Origin of the sequence: Candidatus Velamenicoccus archaeovorus (genome assembly GCF_004102945.1) — a bacterium.
GTDB lineage: Bacteria > Omnitrophota > Gorgyraeia > Velamenicoccales > Velamenicoccaceae > Velamenicoccus > Velamenicoccus archaeovorus.
Genome location: NZ_CP019384.1, coordinates 539,421 through 558,678, shown reverse-complemented (window position 1 = coordinate 558,678; position 19,258 = coordinate 539,421). Strand labels below are relative to the sequence as shown.

The window sequence follows — 19,258 nt, the reverse complement described above, 5'->3', positions numbered from 1 at the left end:
TAACCAAAAAATTATTCAAGAATTTCGATAACATACATCAAAAAATCATATTGTTTTTGGGGCGTCAAGAGATTCGACATTGATTCGGCATTAGATATTAGGAATTTGTCATTGATTTTTCATCAATGCATCTTTTTAAATCATTCAAGTAGTTATTTAATCTCAATGTAAGATATGCGCGACGTCATCGGCATGCGCTGGACCTTGACATTGTTCAATCCCAGAACCTCTTTCAAGGCCAGGGTCTCGCCGGGAAAAATGTCGTCGCACAGTTCGTCGAACACAAGAATGCTTCCCTTGGACAGATACGGCTTAATGGCTTTGAGAGCCGCCTTTGTCGGCGCATAGATGTCGAAGTCGAAGATCGCCAGCGCGATCATCGTCTCCGGATGCTTCTTGAAATACGCCGGAGCCGCCTTGACCGCGTCGCCCTTCACCAGCTCGAAACGCCTGATATGCGACATCGGATTCAGCGTTTCCTGGATGCCGAGGACCTCGGCCAGGTATTTCTCATATTCTTTCGGAACGGAAAAAGAGCCGTCGCGGCACTTGATGCGGCCGCCATCTTTGGGACTGACGCCGCGAAAACCCTCGAACGTATCGAAACCGATGATCTTGCGGTGGCGGTTGAACGGCTCAAAGATCCCCCGCAACGCCGACAACAACGACAAGGTCTGGCCCCAGCGCACGCCGAATTCGACGATCACCCCGTGCATGCCCACGACTTTGCGGTAGATCTCATAAAAAAATAAAAGCCGCGACAAAGTCTTTGAGGTCAGATACACGCCCAGGTTGTCCAGGATCTCTTCCGGTGGGAGCGGCGCATGCTTCAATAACTGGCCCAGGCACGCCTGGGCATTCTTTTCCAGGCCGCTCGACAAAACAATGGCGTCATGCTTTTTTGTTTTCATCCCGTTAGACCCTCCTTTGCTTAAAACGTAGAGGTCGTTTCCTGAACCAAACCTTCCTTAAGCCGATTTCTCAGATACCGCTTCCCCATCCCCGATTTCAAATATCTTTCTCGTCGATAAGTGTCACCTTTATTTAGACACGCTTCGAAATAAATAAGTTCAAGAGGGCGCCGAAGAGATGTATAAAAAACCAAACCTTTCTTATGTTCCTCAAATCTCTTCTCTAGATTATTTGTAGCTCCGGTATAAAAAGTATTGGTTTTCTTACATCGCAAAACATAAGTGAAGAAAAAGGGTCTAACGGGATTCATCTCTTCCAGTGCCTCCTGTTTTCCTGCCACCAGGCCGCGGTTTTGGCGATGCCTTCCCGAGGACCCACTTCGGGCTTCCAGCCCAGAAGCTTCATCGCCTTCGTAATATCCAGGACGCGCGAACGGATCGTGACAGGTTTGTCTTCACGATAGACGATCCGGCGGGGCGTATGCCCGGCGCCGGCGAGCGCCCATGCCACGACGTCCCCCACTGTCACGGCCTTGCCGGAACCGACATTAAACACATCGAAACGGATGTCCGCGGCATTCATCATCGCGACGACCGCAGATGCAAAATCATCCGCATAGATCACGTCCCGGGCGACATCGGCAGACCCCCACACTTCAAAAGGATCCATCTTGTCGACGGCCTTGCGCACCAAAGCCGGGATAAAATTGGCGCGCGCAGGGTCGAACCTGGCAAAGGGCCCGTAAATATTGGCGCACCGCGCCAAGACGACCTCCAGCCCTGTTTTCTCGTGCCAGAACCGACAGAGTTTTTCCACAAAACGCGTCACCCAACCTATTCCGAAATAAGACGAATGGGGATCGTGATCCAACTTCAAATCTTCCTCGCGGACCGGCCCCTCCTGCGGCTGATAAAGAGTAGCGGACCCTATACAGACGACGCGCCTGATACCCGTATCATGGCATGCCTGCAGCAGATGGGCGTTCATAACGGCGTTATCCGTCACCTGCCGCCAGGGCTCGCGGACAGCCGCCTGCGCCCCGCCGGTCTGGGCGGCGGCCATAAAGACGCTGTCGCACCCCTTGGCCGCGCGCCGGCAATCCTGAAGCCGGCACAAATCCGCCCGGACATATTCCAGGCGCCCGTCACGCAGGGCATGGCGCGTTTTTTCGTGAAAGACGGCACGGACGCGCGTGCGCGGACAATGCCTCAATAAATACCTCAATATGCTGCGGCCTGCCAACCCCGTCGCGCCTGCCAATAACACCCTTTTGCCGTCAAGATACATCGTCCGCCCTTCTCACTTATGCAACCCAAAAAAAACCCTGACAATAATCATAAGCACCTGCCAGCCGTTACGCAAAGGCTGCATTTTGCGCGTGCCGCCGATGCGTTTAGGCTCATCCCCGGGGATCTCGGAGGCCCTCAATTTCAATTGCGCGCACTTGATGGCGCTGAAGGGCTCGAAGCTGGGAAGCTCGGGATCTTTATCCGCCAGGGCCAAAAGGTCTTTTTTCCAGGCGCGAAAACCAACAAGGGTATCGGTATAATGAGCGCCGAACAAGATATTGATCATCCATGTAAACATCCAGTTCCCGAAGGCGGTCACGGCATCGTCATCATAGCTCTTGGCGCCGTCCAGATACCTGGAGACGATGACCATGTCATAGCCCTCTTTCATCTTCTCGATAAGAGGCGGTATCTTCTCGGGGACGGAGTTTCCGTCCGGCGTAAACGTGATCACGATATCGCCATGGACGTAAGGCATGGCCTCGCGGTAAGCATTCACCAGCCCTTTGAGTTTCTGTTCAACGACGAGGTAGCCGCTATCGCGGGCATACGCTACCGTACCGTCGATCGATCCGCCGTCAACGACGACAATCTCATCGACCCATTCCTTTTTGATCCTGGGCATAACAGCCTTCATGCCGTCAATCTCATTCAAAGTCGGAATCAACAAAGTCGTCTTCATGTCTAGAATAGACTCCTCGGAGGGATGACCTTTTGCGCCTGCAACAGCCAATAGCTGATAGGATCGTAAATATTCCAGCGGACGAATAGGTGCACAAAGTTGATACTGTTGACCAGATAAATCACGCAGACGGAGAGAAACACGAAAAGCGCACGCCTCTCGTCTTTTTTTTCGGCGGCAAAAATTTCTTCAAGCATCAAGACGGCAAAAAGGCAAACGGTGATCTCCATGCTCATCACAAACCGGATGATCTTGGTATATTTCATGGCGCTCATGACCCCATAGAGAAAGACCAAAAACAAGGCCAGGTACGTCACGGGCTTGGCGGCCCGGCGATTGAGCATGATATGAAAGAGATAGCCGACAGCCAAAAGCACAGTCCATGGAGAAAGCATCAGGTCGTCCATGATGAACTTATACCAGGGCCCCATGCCGAACAACGAATAGGCATTGGTGACGGCCCCGGCGGCAGGGAAATGCACACCTATGAGATAACGGACCAGCGCCAAGCCGTTGGCCCAACCGCCCAACAACCAGAGATACAATAATCCCAAAACGGAAACCGGGACGAGAAAAATACCCAAGAGATGGCGGCCGGTAAGGCGCGGATCATTCTTTTCCCTGAAAAGGACAAAGGCGCAGGCAAAAAAGGCCCACAGGATCGCCGACGCCTCCTTGATGGAAAGACTAATGCAGAAAAACAATAGGAACAACGCGTATTGCCGCCGTTTCTTTTCCATCAGAAAATCGAGGAAAAACCATATGGAGAGCGCCCAGAAAAGATTGAGCATGCTGTCCTGAAGGACGCGGCGGCCGGCCGTCATCAACAGCGGATGGATGGACAAGAGCACCGTATAGAAAGAGGCTGTGCGTTCGCCGAAATATTTCCTTGAAAACCAGAAAGAAACGAACAAAAACAGGACAAAACAGAACCAGGAAAGCCGCGCCAGGGAAAGGAACGTATCGGGAAAGATGCTCAACCAGCCTGCTGTCAGAAGGACATAACCAATGCGGCCGGGATGAGGAAAAAGCTGCGCCACCTTATCCGATAAGTGCTGCTGCAGAAGGACCGGGAATTGGGCCATCCCTCCTTCCTTGACGGCCATCGCGTACATAAAATAATATCCTTCATCGGCAGTCTTGGCGAACCCCTCTTCCCGCGGCGTCGTCATAAAAACCGCAAGAATAGAAAAAGAGATCAGGATCCAGCTGACCAGACGTATCAACCGATCGATACCGAAAGTTTTATCGCATAATATCATTCATGCCTCTTGGCCTGACCCAAAAACCCAGGATAAAAACAGAAAGCCGCCCTCATAGCGGAGAAACAGCCCTGCCCTGCGAGTCGATTTCCAAAGACGAAGCCGACAAATATCACTTCGTCGCCTTCGATGCCTCTCTAGCCTGCTGTGTCTCCCGTGCCGTCTTCTTGAAGGCCGCTACCTCATCGAGGAGCTTTTTATGGTCTTCACTCAAGGCCGTCAATTGGACTTTAAGAGTCTCATTCTCGCGGCGGCAGGCCTCCAACGCAAGAGAAACGCCGGGAGACGCCGTCTGTTTCTTTTTTGAATCCTCGCACGTCATGGCATAATATTTCAGTTTTTCGCTCGCCAGCTGCATCATGGTCTTGGAGGCCTTATTTTCCTCTTCAAGCTCGGTGATCTTTTTCTCGGCGTCCTTCAGTTTTCTCTCAGCCTCTGCGAGGGCCGCGGACGTCTCTCGGGCTTCCTTGAGCTTACGCTCAGACGTCCCTGTCAAATCTTTCTTGAGCTTCGCCTCTCTCGCCGAGGCATCTTCGGCCTGCCGCAAGAGTTTATTGCGCAGAGCCTGCACCTCCAGGACGGCCGCCTGGCGTTTATTTTCAACGGCCTTGAGCTTTTCGGAAAGGACAGTTATCTCCTTCTGGAGATTCTCGCGCTGGCCCCTGATCTCAGAAAGCTCCACATCCTGATCGGCAAAATAACCCGTGAGCCGCTTCTTCGTCGCCTCCAGCTCGCTTTCGGCGCTCTCTTTCTCTTTTTTGAGCTTCTGGATCTTCTCCGCAGACCTCTGGAGGGCATTCTCGGCGTCGGCCAAGTCCGTCTTCAGGCGGTTGTTTTCATCCCTGACCTTTATGAAAACAGCGTCCTTGTTATTGAAAATGCCGTTGACTCTGTCAAGATTGAAACGGGCATCTTTTAGCTGATCGGCGAGGTCGGCCTTTTCAGACTTTAACCGCTCTATTTCTGCATGGGCCCCATCCAGCTCGTTATTGAGCACCGTGGCACGGGATTCTACTTCTTCAATACGCAGTTGCTTTTCTTCGGCGAGGGCCATCTTCTCGGTCTTGAGATGGCTGATCTCATCCATCAGCTTATCCCTCTCCTTGCGAAGTTTGCCCAATCCTTCATCAAGGTCTGCGACGGCCTCCTGGCCATATTCCGAATTTTGGGCATAGGCAAAACCCCGGATGCAAACCAGCGACAAAAACGATGCCGCAACCGCCAAGCGCATCGCCCCCAGGTAACCTGCGGATATCGGCTGTTTCTTCAAGGCGTCGTGGTGTTCGAGATGTTCTGCGCGTTCTTGAGCCATGCGTCCTGCTTCTTCTCCCATCGGTCGACTTTCTGAGTGAGATTGCCAACCTGCCCCTCCAGCTTATCGATCCTGGCCTTGGTTTTATTGGCAAGATCGTCAAGCTGTTTCTGGAGCTTGCTGAATTTGAGCTGAATATAGGAATCCATGTCCATCGGCCGGTAGAGACCAGCCACTTTCTCGATAGGACGATCCTCTTCCACCCAGAAGACATGGCCATCGACGACCTTTTGCACGCGGGTCACATTATAGGCTTCAGATTCGTCGGCATTCGACCTGAATTCTTCAACAGAAAAAACAGCCCGGGCAAGGGCAAAAAAAACAAAAAACAGCAATAACGCTCCGGCAACGTTCTTCATTGCGTCCCCGATAAGGGCTTTCATATTAATATGCATGGCGTATAGCAAAAGGCCGGACGCCCCCCGTGATCATATGTGTCCGGCCTGATCTGCCATCCTTATATTCTTGAAATAAAAACAATGACCCCCAGGACAAGGATGATGATCCCGCTGATACGGTAAGACTGATCCGACATGCTGAACCAACGCGACGTCTTGACCTTGGCGACGGGCGTCAAAAACAGATAGACAGCCTTGGCGATACCGGCCAGCCCCAGAAGCCAAATCAGCCAGCTGACGGCGCTGGAAGATGCCGCGAACAAAAGCATGATGCCGATGATCAAGGGCACAAGACCAAGAAGCCGTGCATCTTTAGGCTTATCCAGCATCTGATGAGCCAACTTGACGACCTTTTTCGGCGTCAGGATCAACAAAACCCCTTCAATGATCAACAAAAGACTGACAAGAAACAGAAAAAACCCCATGTGCGACCTCCTTAATTCCGCTATCAGCGGAATTAACCCCCTGCCTGCCTTGGCCTTCGGCTAAGGCAGGCGAGCGTAGCTAAAAATTTTTGGATACCCGTCGCGACTCTGACGCGACTGGATGTATCCTAAAATTTTTAGCTGTTCACGCAAGGGGTCATGTTAATTTTCTTTATCTTGCCCATCCTAGCTCTTCCTTACAAAATGAACTCCGGGCTTACTCGGTCTATTGGAACAGCAGACCAGGAAAATTTAGGCCGACTCGGCGAAACCAGTCCTGGCATAAATTATCAAGATGCAAAACGCGAGGAGTAACGTTAACTCCCCCTTCTCCCTCCCTCACCTCTCATACGTTCCCATCAGTACCGTTTCCCCCAAAACGTGCCCTTTCATGGCTTCCAGGAGCTTTTCTTTTGTGGCCGTCCCCTTGATCTCAAGCGCACGATCAAGGGCATAAAGCTTGAAATAATACCTGTGCGGCTTGCCTGGGGGCGGACACGGCCCGCCGTAACCCGTCTCCCCGGAATCGTTGATTCCCTGACAGATGCCATCCGGCAGAGACGCATCATGAGGAAATCCCTGAGGCAGCTCTCGGGCTTCAGCCGGGATATTGTAGATCACCCAATGAACCCAAATTTTGGACGGCGCATCGGGATCATCGCTGATGAGCGCAAAACTTTTTGTACCATCGGGAACGCTGCTCCATTGGAGATGCGGAGAAACATCTCTGCCTTCACAGGTGTATTGCGGCGGGATCTTCGATCCGTTGGAAAATGCGGGGCTTTTCAATTCAAGGGCCATGGCTCCACCTCCTGAACACGCAACCATCAGGACCGCCAGATAAAATCCGACAAGGGGATGCAGACGCAGGCCGTTCGCGGCCGGCTTCCCGAAGGTCAAAAATTTCGATGAGGCACGATACGCGTGGAATTTCATAAGTGACCATCCGGCATACCGTTATACTATCACAAGTCTTGTATGGGGGCAAGGAAATCAGAACGAAAAGACAGCCGGCTTAGCCGGCTGGCAGGCGCCGGACAATGATAGGATTTATTTCATATCCCATACCTGGGATTTATATTCATGGAGCATGCGGAATGTATTGAAGCGCCCGGCTTCAGCCAGGCAATGAATCATCATATCGATCCATGCGGATTGAACATGGATGCCGTCTTTGTCATTCGTGCCGTAATACAGACGTGCCATATCCTCGAGAGAGGCATATAAATCGCTGGAATCTTCACTCAGCCTCAGGGCGAGGCCGTCGGTATAGCCGCGCCCCGTATCTTCATAACCGAAAAACTTTCCTATGCCGCTGTCCTTGGCCTCGACGATCCATCCGTCGACGGTGCTCAACTGGACCACGGCGTTGGCGATCGCTTTCATCCCGCTGGTCCCAGACGCCTCATAGGGCGGCAGGGGATTATTGAGCCAGATATCGACGCCGGAAACTAGCATCTTGGCGATATATATATCATAATTCTCCAGCATCAGGATTTTAAGCAAGCCATCCTGGTCCTGGGTCTTGTCGATGGTATTCATGATCTCGTTCACATAGGTAAAGGCGATGTTGTCATTGGGGTGGGCCTTGCCCGCAAAAAGGATCTGCAGCGGACCGACCCGCTTGGCAATATCCATCAAGCGGTCGATGTCCTGCAGGATAAGGCTCGGCCTTTTGTATGCGGCAATGCGCCGGGCCCAGGCCACGGTCAAAACATCCTCTTTGAGACGCCATCGCCCCAGCATACCGGCAAGCCCCTTCTTGTTCTCCCGGTGCGCCTCCCAAAGCGCTTTCCTGAACGCATGATTGTCTTTGAGGGAAAGCACATGCGTCAAAAGACGGGGATCATGACGATAGTCGCCGACATCCTTGCCGAACTTATCCAAGAATTTAAGGATCGGCTCAGAAACCCACGTCGAAAAATGCACACCGTTGGTGATCGCCTTGATACGTTCTTTGTAGGCCGGGAACTGCAGCTTCATCACCTCGCCGTGTTTCCATGAGACGGCGTTGACGCTTGACGCCGTATTCATGGCGAGGACCGTCAGATTCACAACGGAAGATTCCGGGCTTTCAAGCCCATACCTCTTGACAAGGGCCATGTCCTGGGGATTGAGGTATGCTTCGCACTCTCCGACGCTGAAACGATCATGGCCGGCGGGGACGGGCGTATGGCAAGTATAGGCAAATTGGGACTTGAGGGCATCAGGATCTGTGCCTGGGTCATCACCGGCCTTGCGCACAAAAGCAAAGGCAGCGTGCCCCTCATTCAAATGGTGGATGCTGACGGGGTATTTCAATTCCTCCAGCGCCCGGATACCCCCCATTCCCAGGATCAGTCTCTGGAGGATACGGCCGGAGACATCGTCGCTGCGATACAGCTTGTCGGTCAGGCGCCGGCCGGCCTCGTCATTCTCTTCGACATTGGAATCCAGAAGGATAAGAGGCACCACATGGTCGCGAGTCCGGCTGTAAACATAATACTTCCAGAGACGCAGATAGATATCCTTATTTTTAAGCTCAAGCTTGACCTTGTCTTCCAGGGGGATAAGCCCTGGAAACGTCCAGGGATCCCATTTCATCTCCTCGGGCAATTGGCCGAACTTAAACCAGAACCGCTGTTTAAAATACCCCTTGCTCCAAAGGATGCCGATGGCGACCATGGGCAATTTCATATCCGCGGCGGTCTTGATGGTATCTCCTGCCAGGACGCCGAGACCCCCCGAATAGATGGGAAGATCCACCAGGGCATCGACCTTTAACGAAAAAAGGTAGTCGGCAATCCTCTCGTTCGAGAAAACTTCGTTTTCAATAACTCTATTGGCATCCGACACCGGGCGGACAGATGTGAATCCATTATAGAAGCTTGTCGCCAGGCCGTACTCCATGGAGAAATAGGCGATCGTCTTCTGCTTCCCCGCCAGAAGAGCGCGCTCGGCCGCCAGGACAGGCGCTACAGGAAAACCAAAATAAACGTCGTCATGGATATCCGCGGCATAACGGCCCTGGGGATCATCCTTGATCCGGACCAATTCCTGCAGGGAATTATGGCTTTTCATCTGTGACCACCTTGATGGAAGAAAGAAGATCTGTTTCGTCAAATTCGAGATAAACTTTCGGGGTATCGAAGAAGGCAACCGGGTCTCGATAAAGAAAGGTCTTGCCTTCGCGTAAAACCGGTTCTCCGTAACGAGCCAAGACACGTTCCTGCCTCAGCCCGGGCAAAAGGCGGCCCCTATGGATGTCGCGCAAGAGGGCTTTGAACCGTGCCTGTTCCTGCCGCACATAGACGGCCTGTTCTTTCTGTTCATCCCCAACAGCGATCAGCGTGCGCAGGGGTTGGCTGCAGCCGCAGCAACATGATATCGCCAGGGACAATACCGCTATTCTTATCGGGCAATGTTTTGTCATGACAAAAGACACCCTGCCTATCTGTTTTTGAGGGCCGCGCGAATGAATTCCCTGAACAAGGGATGGGCGCAATCGGGTTTCGATTTAAACTCCGGATGGAACTGCACGGCGACAAACCATGGATGGTCTTTCAATTCAACGATCTCGACGAGCTCGCCGGAAGGCGAGGCGCCGGCGATCCTCAGGCCCCGCTTCTCCATGATCTTTTTAAAATCCTTATTGAATTCGTAGCGATGCCTGTGCCTCTCGGAAATCATGCTGCGACGGTAAGCGGCATGGGCGCGCGACGCCGGAGAAAGACGGCAGGGATAAGCCCCCAATCGCATGCTGGCCCCCTTGACCCTGACGCTCTTCTGCTCTTCGAGAAGGCTGATGACCGGATAGGGCGTCTTGGGGTCGAACTCCGTCGAATTGGCATTCTTCAAACCGCAGGCGTTCCTGGCAAACTCAATGACCGCCGTCTGCATCCCCAGGCAGATGCCGAAATAGGGAATCCCTTCCTTGCGGGCAAATTCGATCGCGTTGATCTTGCCTTCGATGCCGCGATAACCGAATCCGCCGGGGACAAGGATGCCGTCGACGCCGCAGAAAAGAGCCGACGTCTTGTGCGTCTTGACGTCTTCGGAGTCGACCTTGACGATCTCCACGCGCGCGGCATTGGCAATACCGCCGTGGATGAGAGCTTCATAAATGGACTTATAGGCATCCTGCAGCGTAATGTATTTGCCCACCACCGCAATCCGGCAGGCGGCTGATGGATTCTTGAGGACGCGGACAACGCGGTCGCTCCAGTCTTTCAGATCTCCCTTTCGAGAGTTCAACTGCAGAAAATTCAGGATCAGGTCGTCCAAGCCGTCATTCTTATACATCAGGGGCACTTCATAAATACTCTGGACATCCAAGGCTTCGACCACCGCGTCTTCGCAAACGTTACAGAAGAGGGCGATCTTCTGTTTGACGTCCTGCTCGATGGGCTTTTCCGACCGGCACAAAAGGATCTCCGGCTGGATACCAATCTCGCGGAGTTTGCCGACGCTGTGCTGGGTAGGCTTGGTCTTGATCTCCTGGGCGCTGCGGATATAAGGCACGAGCGTCAGGTGGATGTTGATGGCACAGGCCGGCCCCATCTCCTGCTTGAGCTGACGGATCGCCTCCAGAAACGGCAGGCTCTCGATATCGCCGACCGTGCCTCCGATCTCTACGATCACGATGTCGGGACGGCCCGTCTGGCCCACCTTTTGGATGGACGCCTTGATCTCGTCGGTGATATGAGGCACCACCTGGACGGTCTTACCCAGATAATCCCCGCGCCTCTCCTTGGAGATCACGGAAAAATAAATCTTGCCTGTCGTCACGTTATTGTCGCGCGTCAACTTCGCATGGGTGAACCTCTCGTAGTGGCCCAGGTCAAGGTCCGTCTCGGCGCCGTCGTCGGTCACATACACCTCCCCATGCTGGAAGGGATTCATGGTGCCGGGATCCACATTGATGTACGGATCGCACTTGATCAGGTTGACTTTCAGACCGCGCGCTTCCAAGATCTTTCCGATCGATGCGCACGCAATCCCCTTGCCGAGGCTCGACACAACGCCGCCTGTCACAAAGATATATTTTGCCATTGTCATCCTCCGCTTGACCTGTGGATAATCGTGCTTCTGCAACAGGGAAGCGGCATTGGTTCCCTTAAAAACAGATACGGGTACCGAGCTTTTTTAGCCCGATACCCGCGCCTGTCTTAAGCGTTTGCTGCACATAACACCTGAAAAAAATTATATCCTATTAATATCACGGCGAAACAAGGAAGTCAATCAAAATATCTCCCTTCCCGGCGATCACAAAGGATAATTCCGGAAAAGACGGCCCCACGCCGACCCCCGAAGGATCTTTCTCTGGCGTCTTCGGCCGATCAGCGGCCACCAGACATAATCATGATACAAAAAGGAGGCATAGACGAACAAATAGACCAGCGGCGTACGGAAAAAGAACTTCTGCAGGGACTTGAGAGGGCCGAACCAGACGGTCCTGCCGAAACGGCTGACCATGTTCTGGCCGACATAGAAATGGAAATTGACGTTCCGGATGTCCTCTCCGGCAATCTCGATATCCCCGACATCGCCGACCCCGATGCCGTCCTCATGCGCCATCCGGATATACGGGATGGCCAGCGGATCGAATCCCATCATCCTGGCCGCAACCGCATCAATGGCCACAGAATCGCTGGAGGCCAGCATATAGCCCTTCTCCACAGGCACCATGGTTCGCGGGCCCGGGCCGCAACCGCAGATCGTGCCGTCCATGACGCAGAAGATCCCGCTATGGATGTCCTGCTGGATCTTCAAAAGGTCCACCAGGACTTCATGGATCCAGCTATGTGTATAATGCCTATGCGTTCCCAAGAGGCCGCCGAAGGCGTTTTTCATGGCGCCTGTCGTCGTCGTATAGATGTGCGTCTTGACCGTCGGCAGATGGACGATGTTCTTGCCGAAGAAATATTCGGGAATCATCACATCGTGGCCGTAAACCTTATGCAGCGCCCGTGTCTTGAATTTCGGATGATACGGGACCCAGCGGATCTCATCCTTGTTGAAATTATACTTCTCTTCGACGCCGTATTGGCGGTAAACCCCCAGAAGCCTGTTGAGCCTCAGCCCCTTGTCCGGATCGGTTACCACGGTGTTATTGTGGACGGCAACCAATCTGTCCCAACCCGACGCCTTCAAGGCCCGGATGACGCCTTCCAGCTGCCATGGCGTCGTGTTGGCCGACAAAAACGGCAGGTGCCAGGAAATATTGTCCTTCAGGATCACCGGCTGGTTTTTGGCCAGGGCCGCCGGCATATCCGCCAGGCGGCAGAGCTTTTTAATATCCTCCAGGACGCATTCCGGAGTTGTCTTGATCACAGCAACTTTTGATCTCAGTTTGTGCATAGCACGCGATAAACCTCCATAGTATCCGACGCAGCGATGGTATTGGCGGGGTAGCGCACCTCACATACCTTCTTCAAGCACTTCCTGTCATTGATCCAGGGAAACCAAGTAGGGTAATAGGCCAGGTATTTCACGTGGCGGGCCGCCAGATAACGCCATAACATATGCCGCCGGAATTCCGGCGGCGCGGGCGAACAGATAACCCTCAGCACATTCAACTTGATTATACCACAGATGTCCACGATCGGCCTTTCCGAAACATAAGAAATGACGCCGATGTCGTTGGTCGCAATCGCATCCTGGGGCGCCGTGTGTTCTTTAAGCCACAAGGCCGCGCGGTAATGCTGCCCATAGATGGATGCGCTGTCCGCCGCATAGATCCCGGCCCACCGGCCAACGCTGAACAGACACCATGCAATCGCCAATACCAACAAGACGCGAAAAGGGTTCCCGTGCAGAATCCGGCGCAACCCCAGGAACCCCACCAGAGAATAGAACGGGACAAGCGGCATGATATAGCGGCCATGATGGATGAGAATAGGGGAAACATGAGAGGCGGCCAGAGGAAAGACGACAAGCCAAACACTTATAAGCCCCCAGCGCCTGCGGACACACTCCCAAAGGCCTGAAACAAGAAAAGGCGCCAGGAACGGGTTGTCCCAAAAAACAAAGCCGATATATTCTTTAAGATAAGGCCCTGCCGTCATCCTCCAAGTAAAAAGCATTTTGGAATAGTAACTGCTGCAGAACAACCTGTGCGTCAGGATCCAGGAGAAAAGAAGATAAGGAATGACCATGATCGCGTAAGTCAGGCCGTAAAGAAGGGTGCCCGGAAGGAGTTGTTTCCAGCGGCGGAGATCCCTGATACAGAGCTCGCCGAACGCCAGGACAAAAAGCAGATGGCCTTCCGGCCGCGCCAAGGATGCCAGGCCGAAAACCAACGCCGGCAAAACGCTCATCCTTCCTTCCTGCGAAAATTTCTGATGGAGATAAATACCGAGGGCCGCCAGAAAAGAAAAAAGCGCGACTTCCATGCCTGAAAGAGCGCCCCAAAGGAAACGGCCGGACAAAAGGACCAGGACCGCCGCATAAAATCCAGTCCGCTCCTCCCTTGTCATAAGCCTAACGATCTTCTCGACGCAAAGAGCAGTCAGAAAAACAAAAAAAATGCCCATACTGAGAGCGGAAACCTCAAAAGGCAGACCCAGGATTTTCAAAAAGGCAAGAAGGGCGACCCATAAAGGAGACGTGCTCCCGCTGGACGGCTCAAAAGGATTTAAGCCGAAAGAATCGTATTGGACAAGATTCCTGGCAAAACTGAAATGGATCCAGGTATCGTCAAGGGGGAAGCCGATAAAAGGCCTCTGAGCGTCTGCGCCGAGGCCCAGAAAAAACACGGTCGAGGCAATCCAAATCAAGACAAGAACAAGAAAACGCCGCAGGGTTGTTGACATGAGTTTATCCGGGCAAGAAAAAGACCGTTGAAGACCGGAACCATATCCCGACGCTAATACTTCGACGGATTTCCGCCGGAGGCGGATCAGCCTACGGCTGAAATTCGGCCACATGACTTACGTCACTATCGTTCCGTAAGTCATGGCTTTGATCTATCCGCCACTAAAACGCTGGCGGATTAATTCGGCCATATGACTTACGTCACTATCGTTCCGTAAGTCATGGCTTTGATCTATCCGCCACTAAAACGCTGGCGGATTAATTCGGCCATATGACTTACGTCACTATCGTTCCGTAAGTCATGGCCTCATTAAAAATACACCGCTGCAATGACAGACGCGAGATAAAACAGCAGATTCAAAAGAAGCGGCTTGTCGGAAAACAGGACCCTTTCCGGCGCCCCTCCTTCTCTCTTCTGAAAAACAAGATAAAGATACCGGAAGATGCCGTAAACGACAAAGATGATGGAATACTGGAGATTCCTCGTATGGAATTTGGCCGTCGTCTCCGGAGAAAGCGCATACAGGACATAGCCCAGGATGGTCGAAGCCGTCACGACGGTCATCATCTGGTCGATAAACGGCAGACTGTAATGGGCCAGGACAGGCCTGTGATCGGCGGCACGGTCCTCCAACAGGACCATCTCCCCGCGGCGCTTCGCCAGGGCCAAAAACAAGGAAAGGAAGATCGTGCAGATCAAGAGCCAGCTCGACATCGGCACATCGATGACGACGGCACCCCCTATCACGCGCAGCAAGAACCCCGCGGCAATGCAAAAGATGTCGAGGATCACGACGTTTTTAAGATAGGTCGAATAAGAAAATTCGAGGACAAGGTAAATGGCGAGGATGAGGCCGAAATTCCTATTCAGGACATAGGCGGCGATAAGCGCCCAAACCATCAGCGCATAGCTTAAAACATGGGCTGTGACCGGCCTGATCCGGCCCGAAGCCAGAGGCCTATTTTTCTTCTGCGGGTGTTTCCTGTCCGCTTCGATGTCCAGGATATCGTTGAGCAGGTAAAGACCACTGGAGGCCAGGCAAAAAACGACCGCCGCGGCCAGGACGACGACGCTCTTCCATGGGTCAAAAAAATTCTGCGAAAAGATCAAACCGGCGAACAAAGCGATGTTCTTGACCCACTGTTGAGGCCGTAGAGCTATCAGCAGATCCTTCATCTTTTTCTCCTCCCTATGGCCCCAAAGGCCGCACGGCTAAAATTCCACCTTCAGGCCGTCCGTCGCCGCCGCGACATTCAACCCTGTCTCCCAGCTCAGCTGCCTTGCCAGGACATGGGGATGGTTCTTGAGCATCGTCAGACCGAAATGGGTCAGGATCGTTTTTTGGGGCGTCAGGCGCTCGACGATCTTTTTGACGTCGCCGAAATTCAGGTGCTGGATACCGGGATGGGGCTCGAAAAAAACGACATTGACGATAAGCACGTCGCAGGCAAACATGTCCTCCAGCCCTTCGAAATATTCCGTATCCGACAAAAGACAAACCCTGGTCTCTCCCATCATGAACTTCAGGCCGTAGGTCATGCTCGGATGGCGCAAGGGCGCCGTCGTCTCGAAAGAAAAATCCCCGAGATGATAAGCCGTCTGCGGCGCCAGGACCTCGATCTTGCCTGCGAATTCCCTCGCATATTTATAGATCACCGGGTCGTCGCCGAGGGCGTCTTGAGGGACGTAAACGACGCCGCGCTTTTTAAAACCCCCCTCTGTCATGGCCTCGATCATCACATTAATGTCATTGGCATGATCCAGGTGACGGTGCGTCAGGATGATCGCGTTGAGACCCGTCGGATCAAGCTTGGGCCTGACGGATGAACACCGCACGAGACACCCCGGCCCCGGGTCGATGAGAACCTGTGTCGTGCCGGACTTGAGCCACAGCCCTCCGGAGGCCCGCAGCTGGCGGATCATGACGAACCGCGCGCCCGCCGTCCCCAGGAATTTGAGCCAATAATCACTCTTGGATTGTTTAGACATCTTCAATCAGAATACGAAATGACCAATTCCAAAACCCTAATCCCAAAATGTCAAATGCTAAAGATTCACCCCAGAGGAAACGGAGAAAACTTTTAAGTCCGCCTTGGACATTGTTTTTTCGACTTCGTCATTCTTCTGTTTTCACGACCGACAAATACTCCTCATCGCTGACGACCTCAATGCCGTTCTGCTTCAGCAATGCGGCCGTCACACCGAAACCGGGGATCAATGTCTTGGTGAACGTCCCGTCGTAGATCTTGCCGCATCCGCAAGAAGGACTCTTGGCCTTCATGACGGCGGTCTTCACTCCGTGCTTGCGCGCAAAGGCCAGGGTTTTTCTGGCGCCAAGAAGAAAAAATTCCGTCACGTCGCGTCCGTCCCTCGAGACAACCCGCGCCCTGCCTTCCAGGACGGCAAAACCATCCCCGCCGCGGATCTCGGAGGGCGGATGCGGGATGCGCATGCCCCCCAGGACCTCGGGGCAGAACAAAAAAACCTCCCCATCATGCAGAAGCCCGGCAAAATGGGACTGACGGTTATGGCTGCCGTCATAAACACAGTTGACCCCGGCCAGGCATGCGCTGACCATCATGGTTCTTTGAGCCATAGGCCTTTAAGCTCCTGCGTGATCTTTTCCCTCTGTACGATATTAAGGACATTCTTGAGATCGGCTTCCTGGGCAACGGACCGCCCCCGCCTCTTGGCTGTGCCGGACGACTTCAGGAAATCGGCGCAAACTATGACCCGCGCGCCCTGGCACCGCACCGCGTACCCCAGCTCCCTGTCATCCGTCACGACGACGATGTTGCGGGGATCCCTGTCCGCGCGGACCATCTCTTTGATCTTCTCATCGGCGGATTCACCCGTCGTAAAAATGATCTCGAACGTCCTGCTTTCTTTGAAACCGAACACCTGCGCAGACCCGTCAAAGACGACCGCCAGCCTGTTGCGCACCGAGCCGTGCGGCCGGCTGCTTTCCAAAAACATAAAAAAGCGTTCCCGCGCCTGGCGCAGGGGCAGATCGCAAAAAGGCCCCGAGCGCTTGATGACGTTATACCCGTCGACGATATAGAATAAAGACATAACCGGCGGCTCCCAAGAGACCCAAGAGGAAGGTGTAGCCGAAATTCATCAGCGATATCGCAAAGGCCTTCTCGGCCGCAATGCCGATCTTGGCAAAGACAAAGACGGAGGCCGCATCCCTGACGCCCAGTCCGCCGATGGAGACGGGCAGGGACGAAAAAGCCGTGATCATCGGCACAAAGATCAAAAAATAGATCAGGGAATAATCCAGACCGAAGGCGCGCGCCGTCAGATAATAGGTAAACGCCAGCCCCACATGGGTGAGTGAAGAGATGATCCATGACATCCAGAGGACGCTGCGTTGCCCCTTGTACGCCTTTGTCTCCTTGTGGATCTTCTCGAAATACCCGCGCACGCCGCCAAACGGGATGCATGCGGCCAAGAGACCGAAGAAGCGGCCCGAGAACATCATGCCGCAAAAAACAAGGACTAAAAATAAAAGGATGCCCGTCGCCAGAAAGATGCTGGCGTCGTTAAAGACTTTATAACCGAACGCAAGGGAAAAAATGAGGACGGTCACGAGGCCGAGGAAGCCGCTGACACGGTCCAAAACGACGCTCGCCAGAATACCGCTCGAATGCCTCTGCGTATGGCGGGAGATATCAAGCGTGCGCACCGCATCCCCGCCGATCGTCGAAGGAAATATCAGGTTGAAAAACAGAGAAACAAGATAGGACAAAAACAGCCGCGGGGGGAAAACATGGATGCCGCGGCCGCGCAGCAAAAGAAACCATCTCAGGAAAACAAGGACATTGAGGAAGAAAAACAGCAGAAAAGCTCCCAGGAGCCAGTAAAAATCGGCCTGCAGGACGATGGAGACGATTTTTTTGAGGGGCGTGCGGAAAAACAAAAGGATCAGCAAACCTGCGGTTATGCCGATCCTTAAAAGGTAAGAAGCGGTTTTTTTCATGGGATCCCGCGGACCTGTTATGTTGCCTGCTCCAGGAATCTTGCGGCCGCATAAGCGGCGATGGCGCCTTCAGAGCAGGCCGTGACGACCTGATTCAAGGGTCTCTTGCGGCAATCCCCACAGACGAAAACCCCTTCGACCGATGCCATCATCCGTTCATCCGTCAGGATATATCCTTCCTGGGTGGTCTCAAGCATCCCTTCCAAAAACGCCGTTTCAGGATTGAAACCGATAAAGACGAAAACGCCGTCGCACGCCAACGACTCTTCGTGTTTGTCTGCAACGTTCCGGATCTTCAGGGCCTCCACGCGGGACGCCCCGACGACCTCGAGGGGAACGAATTCCAGCTTCAACCGGATCTTCGGATCTTTGGCGACGCGCTCCTGGATCAGCGCCGTTGCCCTCAATCCCTGTCGACGATGCACGATGGTGACCGTCTTGACAAAACGGCTCAAATACAACGCCTCCTCCAAAGCCGTTTCGCCGCCGCCGACGACCACGACGTTTTTGTCGCGAAACAGAGGGCCGTCGCATGTGGCGCAATAAGAAACGCCGCGGCCCGTCAACTTGTTCTCTCCGGGGACCCCCAACCTCCTGGGCCTGGCGCCCGTCGCCAAAATAATGCTTTTGGCCTCCAGGACCTCCGGTCCGCCTGCGGCATCGCTATGGACATGGAGACGAAATTCTTTTCCGTTTTTTTCCAGTTTGTCGACGCCGGCGCTTTCCTGCAACTCTACCTGGTCTAAATCTGCCAGTTGTTTCTTGACGACCTCGACCCAGTCGAAAGAATTCATCCGATACACACCCGGAAAATTCTCGATCAACTCCGTCAATAGGATCTGGCCGCCGACGGCTTCCTTCTCCAGAATCTTCGTTTTAAGTTTGGAACGGCCCGCATAAAGCGCAGCCGTCAGGCCGGCGGGACCGGCACCGACAATCACCACATCATAAACCATAGCCACCTGCCCTGCCGTTCGGTTCCCTTATTCCTGCTCACGCAGGCATGCCGGCAATTGTTTATCCTTGCGATGATATGCGATACACTCGCAGCACGTCCCTTTTCTGGGGCAATGCTTGTAATCGCAAGGACACTCGGAAGTATTGCGTTCGCTGTTGGGGCAATCCATGTTGAGATACCTCCTTTGATGCGCTTTCCTGTTGTTGTCTCAAAAAACCGGCTCCTTCTTGTCCCTGCGGCAGG

21 protein-coding genes are annotated in these 19,258 nt (G+C 53.5%); all 21 read right to left on the bottom strand.

From position 1 onward, the window contains the following. Nucleotides 1–152 precede the first annotated feature (152 nt). Nucleotides 153–911 carry a class I SAM-dependent methyltransferase gene (locus tag BU251_RS02170; protein WP_128699264.1) on the bottom strand — a complete coding sequence of 253 codons (759 nt, stop codon included), beginning with the start codon at nucleotides 909–911 and terminating at the stop codon, nucleotides 153–155. A gap of 20 nt (nucleotides 912–931) precedes the next feature. Further along, nucleotides 932–1,222 (bottom strand): GIY-YIG nuclease family protein, encoded by a 291-nt coding sequence (locus BU251_RS02165; RefSeq protein WP_128699263.1) that lies wholly within the window; start codon nucleotides 1,220–1,222, stop codon nucleotides 932–934. After that, entirely contained in the window at nucleotides 1,219–2,199 is a 981-nt protein-coding gene (locus BU251_RS02160) for an NAD-dependent epimerase/dehydratase family protein (RefSeq protein ID WP_128699262.1), read from the bottom strand. The genes BU251_RS02165 and BU251_RS02160 overlap by 4 nt, the downstream gene beginning before the upstream one ends. Nucleotides 2,200–2,211: 12 nt before the next feature. Continuing rightward, nucleotides 2,212–2,883 carry a glycosyltransferase family 2 protein gene (locus tag BU251_RS02155; protein WP_228767834.1) on the bottom strand — a complete coding sequence of 224 codons (672 nt, stop codon included), beginning with the start codon at nucleotides 2,881–2,883 and terminating at the stop codon, nucleotides 2,212–2,214. A 2-nt stretch (nucleotides 2,884–2,885) separates the two neighbouring features. Continuing rightward, nucleotides 2,886–4,145 (bottom strand): ArnT family glycosyltransferase, encoded by a 1,260-nt coding sequence (locus BU251_RS02150; RefSeq protein ID WP_128699261.1) that lies wholly within the window; start codon nucleotides 4,143–4,145, stop codon nucleotides 2,886–2,888. A gap of 112 nt (nucleotides 4,146–4,257) precedes the next feature. Further along, nucleotides 4,258–5,457 (bottom strand): coiled-coil domain-containing protein, encoded by a 1,200-nt coding sequence (locus BU251_RS02145; protein WP_128699260.1) that lies wholly within the window; start codon nucleotides 5,455–5,457, stop codon nucleotides 4,258–4,260. Then, nucleotides 5,412–5,816 carry a hypothetical protein gene (locus tag BU251_RS02140; protein ID WP_128699259.1) on the bottom strand — a complete coding sequence of 135 codons (405 nt, stop codon included), beginning with the start codon at nucleotides 5,814–5,816 and terminating at the stop codon, nucleotides 5,412–5,414. Before BU251_RS02140 ends, BU251_RS02145 begins: the two co-directional genes overlap by 46 nt. A gap of 98 nt (nucleotides 5,817–5,914) precedes the next feature. Beyond that, nucleotides 5,915–6,280: a DUF2065 family protein gene (locus tag BU251_RS02135; RefSeq protein WP_128699258.1), complete on the bottom strand. Its 366-nt coding sequence runs from the start codon at nucleotides 6,278–6,280 to the stop codon at nucleotides 5,915–5,917. A 339-nt stretch (nucleotides 6,281–6,619) separates the two neighbouring features. Then, nucleotides 6,620–7,216 carry a YbhB/YbcL family Raf kinase inhibitor-like protein gene (locus BU251_RS02130; RefSeq protein WP_228767833.1) on the bottom strand — a complete coding sequence of 199 codons (597 nt, stop codon included), beginning with the start codon at nucleotides 7,214–7,216 and terminating at the stop codon, nucleotides 6,620–6,622. Nucleotides 7,217–7,330: 114 nt separating this feature from the next. Then, nucleotides 7,331–9,340 carry an alpha-glucan family phosphorylase gene (glgP, locus tag BU251_RS02125; protein ID WP_128699257.1) on the bottom strand — a complete coding sequence of 670 codons (2,010 nt, stop codon included), beginning with the start codon at nucleotides 9,338–9,340 and terminating at the stop codon, nucleotides 7,331–7,333. Then, nucleotides 9,327–9,692 carry a hypothetical protein gene (locus BU251_RS02120; RefSeq protein ID WP_128699256.1) on the bottom strand — a complete coding sequence of 122 codons (366 nt, stop codon included), beginning with the start codon at nucleotides 9,690–9,692 and terminating at the stop codon, nucleotides 9,327–9,329. Before BU251_RS02120 ends, glgP begins: the two co-directional genes overlap by 14 nt. 17 nt (nucleotides 9,693–9,709) lie before the next feature. Then, on the bottom strand, nucleotides 9,710–11,311 hold the full coding sequence (locus tag BU251_RS02115) for a CTP synthase (protein WP_128699255.1): 1,602 nt from the start codon (nucleotides 11,309–11,311) through the stop codon (nucleotides 9,710–9,712). 213 nt (nucleotides 11,312–11,524) lie between these two features. Beyond that, entirely contained in the window at nucleotides 11,525–12,619 is a 1,095-nt protein-coding gene (locus BU251_RS02110) for a DUF362 domain-containing protein (protein ID WP_128699254.1), read from the bottom strand. Then, on the bottom strand, nucleotides 12,607–14,073 hold the full coding sequence (locus tag BU251_RS02105) for a hypothetical protein (RefSeq protein ID WP_128699253.1): 1,467 nt from the start codon (nucleotides 14,071–14,073) through the stop codon (nucleotides 12,607–12,609). The genes BU251_RS02110 and BU251_RS02105 overlap by 13 nt, the downstream gene beginning before the upstream one ends. A 311-nt stretch (nucleotides 14,074–14,384) precedes the next feature. Then, entirely contained in the window at nucleotides 14,385–15,251 is an 867-nt protein-coding gene (locus BU251_RS02100) for a decaprenyl-phosphate phosphoribosyltransferase (RefSeq protein ID WP_128699252.1), read from the bottom strand. Between the two features lie 36 nt (nucleotides 15,252–15,287). Further along, complete coding sequence (locus BU251_RS02095; protein WP_128699251.1) at nucleotides 15,288–16,064, bottom strand: MBL fold metallo-hydrolase; 777 nt, start codon at nucleotides 16,062–16,064, stop codon at nucleotides 15,288–15,290. A gap of 127 nt (nucleotides 16,065–16,191) precedes the next feature. After that, complete coding sequence (locus BU251_RS02090) at nucleotides 16,192–16,671, bottom strand: 2-thiouracil desulfurase family protein (RefSeq protein ID WP_128699250.1); 480 nt, start codon at nucleotides 16,669–16,671, stop codon at nucleotides 16,192–16,194. Further along, nucleotides 16,653–17,147, bottom strand: a complete 495-nt coding sequence (locus BU251_RS02085; RefSeq protein ID WP_128699249.1) for an NYN domain-containing protein — start codon at nucleotides 17,145–17,147, stop codon at nucleotides 16,653–16,655. The genes BU251_RS02090 and BU251_RS02085 overlap by 19 nt, the downstream gene beginning before the upstream one ends. Further along, nucleotides 17,116–18,057, bottom strand: a complete 942-nt coding sequence (locus tag BU251_RS02080; protein ID WP_128699248.1) for a lysylphosphatidylglycerol synthase transmembrane domain-containing protein — start codon at nucleotides 18,055–18,057, stop codon at nucleotides 17,116–17,118. The genes BU251_RS02085 and BU251_RS02080 overlap by 32 nt, the downstream gene beginning before the upstream one ends. A gap of 17 nt (nucleotides 18,058–18,074) precedes the next feature. Next, nucleotides 18,075–19,013: a thioredoxin-disulfide reductase gene (trxB, locus tag BU251_RS02075; protein ID WP_128699247.1), complete on the bottom strand. Its 939-nt coding sequence runs from the start codon at nucleotides 19,011–19,013 to the stop codon at nucleotides 18,075–18,077. Between the two features lie 27 nt (nucleotides 19,014–19,040). After that, the gene (locus BU251_RS09395; RefSeq protein ID WP_164908819.1) at nucleotides 19,041–19,184 is read right to left on the bottom strand and encodes a hypothetical protein; all 144 of its coding nucleotides are present in this window, start codon (nucleotides 19,182–19,184) and stop codon (nucleotides 19,041–19,043) included. Between the last annotated feature and the right edge of the window lie 74 nt (nucleotides 19,185–19,258).

Coding starts and splice junctions, on each gene's coding strand:
- BU251_RS02170 (WP_128699264.1), bottom strand. CDS start 911: ATGAAAACAAAAAAGCATGACGCCATTGTTTTGTCGAGCGGCCTGGAA.
- BU251_RS02165 (WP_128699263.1), bottom strand. CDS start 1,222: ATGAATCCCGTTAGACCCTTTTTCTTCACTTATGTTTTGCGATGTAAG.
- BU251_RS02160 (WP_128699262.1), bottom strand. CDS start 2,199: ATGTATCTTGACGGCAAAAGGGTGTTATTGGCAGGCGCGACGGGGTTG.
- BU251_RS02155 (WP_228767834.1), bottom strand. CDS start 2,883: ATGAAGACGACTTTGTTGATTCCGACTTTGAATGAGATTGACGGCATG.
- BU251_RS02150 (WP_128699261.1), bottom strand. CDS start 4,145: ATGATATTATGCGATAAAACTTTCGGTATCGATCGGTTGATACGTCTG.
- BU251_RS02145 (WP_128699260.1), bottom strand. CDS start 5,457: ATGGCTCAAGAACGCGCAGAACATCTCGAACACCACGACGCCTTGAAG.
- BU251_RS02140 (WP_128699259.1), bottom strand. CDS start 5,816: ATGAAGAACGTTGCCGGAGCGTTATTGCTGTTTTTTGTTTTTTTTGCC.
- BU251_RS02135 (WP_128699258.1), bottom strand. CDS start 6,280: ATGGGGTTTTTTCTGTTTCTTGTCAGTCTTTTGTTGATCATTGAAGGG.
- BU251_RS02130 (WP_228767833.1), bottom strand. CDS start 7,216: ATGAAATTCCACGCGTATCGTGCCTCATCGAAATTTTTGACCTTCGGG.
- glgP (WP_128699257.1), bottom strand. CDS start 9,340: ATGAAAAGCCATAATTCCCTGCAGGAATTGGTCCGGATCAAGGATGAT.
- BU251_RS02120 (WP_128699256.1), bottom strand. CDS start 9,692: ATGACAAAACATTGCCCGATAAGAATAGCGGTATTGTCCCTGGCGATA.
- BU251_RS02115 (WP_128699255.1), bottom strand. CDS start 11,311: ATGGCAAAATATATCTTTGTGACAGGCGGCGTTGTGTCGAGCCTCGGC.
- BU251_RS02110 (WP_128699254.1), bottom strand. CDS start 12,619: ATGCACAAACTGAGATCAAAAGTTGCTGTGATCAAGACAACTCCGGAA.
- BU251_RS02105 (WP_128699253.1), bottom strand. CDS start 14,073: ATGTCAACAACCCTGCGGCGTTTTCTTGTTCTTGTCTTGATTTGGATT.
- BU251_RS02100 (WP_128699252.1), bottom strand. CDS start 15,251: ATGAAGGATCTGCTGATAGCTCTACGGCCTCAACAGTGGGTCAAGAAC.
- BU251_RS02095 (WP_128699251.1), bottom strand. CDS start 16,064: ATGTCTAAACAATCCAAGAGTGATTATTGGCTCAAATTCCTGGGGACG.
- BU251_RS02090 (WP_128699250.1), bottom strand. CDS start 16,671: ATGGCTCAAAGAACCATGATGGTCAGCGCATGCCTGGCCGGGGTCAAC.
- BU251_RS02085 (WP_128699249.1), bottom strand. CDS start 17,147: ATGTCTTTATTCTATATCGTCGACGGGTATAACGTCATCAAGCGCTCG.
- BU251_RS02080 (WP_128699248.1), bottom strand. CDS start 18,057: ATGAAAAAAACCGCTTCTTACCTTTTAAGGATCGGCATAACCGCAGGT.
- trxB (WP_128699247.1), bottom strand. CDS start 19,013: ATGGTTTATGATGTGGTGATTGTCGGTGCCGGTCCCGCCGGCCTGACG.
- BU251_RS09395 (WP_164908819.1), bottom strand. CDS start 19,184: ATGGATTGCCCCAACAGCGAACGCAATACTTCCGAGTGTCCTTGCGAT.